The organism is Luteimonas endophytica, assembly GCF_029887875.1.
GTDB lineage: Bacteria > Pseudomonadota > Gammaproteobacteria > Xanthomonadales > Xanthomonadaceae > Luteimonas > Luteimonas endophytica.
On the sequence record NZ_JARXRM010000001.1, the window covers coordinates 1 to 1,052 of the forward strand.

Sequence of the window (1,052 nt, forward strand, 5' to 3'; positions counted from 1 at the left end):
GCCGCCGCACCGGTCGCGGTGCTGAACGCACCGGTGGCCTGCGCGCCCGCGCCGAACGCCGAGGCGCCTTCCGCGCTCGCCGTGGTGGTCTGGTCGAGCAGCACCTCGCCGGTGTCCGGGTCCTCGTAGTACAGCCAGCCGCCGACCGCGGTGCTGCTGTCGCCGTCGGCGACCGCGTTGTAGCCGGAGGCCGTGGCGTACTGGCCCCAGGCCTGCGCGCCGCTGCCGAACGCCGAGGAGCCGGTGCCCGAGGCATAGCTCGCCGAACCGGTCGCGGTCGAGTAGTCGCCTTCGGCGTAAGCGTCGGAACCCGAGGCGGTCGCCTCGATCCCGTCGGCGTACGCCTCGCCCTCGCCGGTCGCCTTGAAGTAGCGCGCGGTCTCTTCAGCGCCCGCCGCTACCTCGTCGAGCTGCGCCAGGTTCACCGCATCGGTGTCCTCGGTGCCCGCCGCGACGTTGGTGATCTGCCGCTCTTCGCCTTCGTCGCCCACCGAGACCGTGTTGGCGCGGTCGGCGAACGAACCGTTGCCCAGCGCCACGCTGTTGTCGGCGTCGGTATGGGTCATCGAATAGGCGCCCAGGGCGAGACTGTCGTCGCCATAGGCCGTGCTGTAGAAGCCGAGCGCAGTGCCATTGGCGCCGCTGGCCCAGGCTTCCGCACCCACCGCGGTTGCGAAGTCGGCTTGCGCATAGGCGAAGTAGCCGAGTGCGGTGGCTTCCACGCCGTCGGCCTGGGACAGGACGCCGGTGGCGGTGCTGTAGTCGCCCCAGGCGCCGGAGCCGGCGCCGAGCGCGGTCGAGGCATCCCCCGCGGCGACGGCGGGCACCAGAAAGCCCAGCCCGGGCACCAGATCGGCCAGACCGCCGACCGCGGTGCTGCCCAGGCCGCTGGCGGTCGCATCGAGCCCCACCGCGGTCGAGAAATCGGTCGACGCTTCGGCGCCGTAGCCCAGCGCCGTCGCGCCGTAGCCGCCGGCCGAGCTGAAGCCGCCATTGGCGGTGCTGTAGTCGCCGCCGGCCGTGCTGCTGTAGCCGGTCGCGCTCGACTGCAG

Annotated in this window: 1 pseudogene; it reads right to left on the reverse strand. The window is 72.8% G+C overall.

What is annotated here, in order from left to right:
• Positions 1 to 1,052: pseudogene (locus tag QFW77_RS00005) on the reverse strand (ESPR-type extended signal peptide-containing protein); the annotation flags it as partial.